The following is a 1,968-nucleotide window of genomic DNA, read 5'->3' as shown; positions in this document are numbered from 1 at the left end:
CCATTGCCATGACTGCCTCTAAGGTGGTGCCGCTTGCAAGGGCCCGTTCTGAGGCCCGCTGAATGGTTGGGCCGTCTGCCATGGGGTCTGAAAAGGGGATGCCCAGCTCAATAATATCAGCGCCGGCCTCTGCCATTCGTGGCAGAAGGGCTGCGGTTGTGGCCAGATCAGGGTCTCCGGCAGTAATAAAGGTGACCAGTGCTTTGTCACCCTGCTTATGTAGTTGGTTAAACCGGTTGAAAATGCGGCTTTTCATATCTTGAATCCTGACATCTCTTTTTCAAGTTGATCAATCTGCTGGGAAAGACCGGTAACAGAGCTGTTCATAACCTGTGCCGCCTGGGAGGTGGTGGCGGATGACTGGCGGATGTTTCCTACCATTTTGTCAATGGAACGGCTGTGCTGCGTCTGGGCGCCGCAGGCCTCTCGAATCCGGTCAATCATGACAATAATATCTTCGGTTGCCTTGGCAATCAGGATACTGGTTTTGCTCTGTTCCCTGGTGGAGCCCCGTACCTGGCCGGTCATTTCCCGCATCCGCTCAACGGCAACGGTGATCAGGTCACTGCCGCGGCTATGCTCACGGGCTGAGTTGGCCATCTGTTCCACCATCTCTTCAACCTGCTCCATGGCTACCCGGATACTCTGACTGCCCTTGGCCTGTTCTACGGTTGCCCGGGCAATGGCGTCAATCTGCAGGCCTGCCTGACGAACCCCGGCAACAATTTTTTCAAGCGCAGCGCCAGATCGTTCTGATAACTCTTCGCCTGCTCCAATTGCCAGTTCAGCCATGTTTATAGCCGTTACCGCGCGACCGGTCTCTTCCTGAACCCCTTTGATCACCTCGCCGATCTCACGGGTGGAGGATGAGGTCCGTTCGGCCAATTCTTTAATCTCATCGGCCACCACGGCAAAGCCTTTGCCGTGCTCACCGGCCTGGGCGGCAATAATGGCAGCATTCAGGGCCAGCAGGTTGGTTTGTTCAGCCACCTCATCAATTACGGACAGGATTGCGCCGATGTCGTGGGCGCGCAGAGAAAGATGTTCCACCACTTCTGCAGTAATCTGAGATGCCCGTCGGATCTCCTGCATACCGGCAATGGTTTCCTGTACTGATTTAAGCCCGTTGGCAGCATCGGTCTTAACGGTTTCCGAGATAATGGCGGTATCCATGGCGTTTTTCTCAACCTGGCGGATGGTGGCATCCATTTCGGCAACCGAGGAGGCGGTGGTGGTCGAGGCGTCCAGCAGGCTGACAATATTGTTGCCAATCCCTTTGATGGAGGTTGCCATTTCAATTACCGAGGAGCTTACTTCATCCACCGATTCTCCCAGTTTGTCCGTATTCAGCGCCACTTCCTCAACACTGGCAGCCATCTGCAGGATAGATGAAGATGTCTCGGTTGCTGAGCAGGAAAGCTGATCAACCCCTTCTGATATTTCAAGAACCGAAGCATTAATGAGCTCAACCGTGCGTGAGGTCTCACTGACTGCCTCTTCCTGAATATGGGTTGCTCCCACTACCTGCCGGGCTGCATTTTCAATATTGTGGTCAATAACGGTAAGTTCAACGGTGGAGGCGTTCAGCCGGGTGACTATATTGTGCAGGTTTTCTGCCATGGTGTTCATGGCCGCAGCCAGATCACCTACTTCACCGCAGGCCTTGATGGTGAGACGGTCTTCCAGTGAGCCACCTGCCACCTGCTTGGCAAATTCAACGCATCGTTTGATGGGGCGGGTGACCGATTCAGTAATGTAGGTGGAGAGGATGGTTATCAGGGCAATTAAAATAACAATAACGGCAACGGTTGTTATGGTTTTGCTGCGTGTAATGGCGGTAATCTGTTTTTCTGTCTGATAGACGTCCCGGCGCAGGTTATCTACCATGAGAGCGACGGTGGAGGTGAAGGAACTGAAACGCTGTTCCTGAATGCCGCTCAGCAGGGCATTGGCGCGAACCATGTCACC

The 1,968-nt window shown here is 53.9% G+C and carries 2 protein-coding genes; both read right to left on the bottom strand.

Annotated elements, in window-relative coordinates:
- A partial coding sequence (locus tag OEL57_RS16425) for a tryptophan synthase subunit alpha (RefSeq protein WP_300741989.1) occupies positions 1 to 256 on the bottom strand: 256 nt, incomplete at its 3' end.
- A partial coding sequence (locus tag OEL57_RS16420) for a methyl-accepting chemotaxis protein (protein WP_300741987.1) occupies positions 253 to 1,968 on the bottom strand: 1,716 nt, incomplete at its 5' end. The genes OEL57_RS16420 and OEL57_RS16425, both read right to left, overlap by 4 nt.

Origin of the sequence: Trichlorobacter sp., assembly GCF_030247655.1 — a bacterium.
GTDB lineage: Bacteria > Desulfobacterota > Desulfuromonadia > Geobacterales > Pseudopelobacteraceae > Trichlorobacter.
Note: the sequence above shows the minus strand (reverse complement) of the source record. Positions and strands in the feature narration are given on the sequence as shown.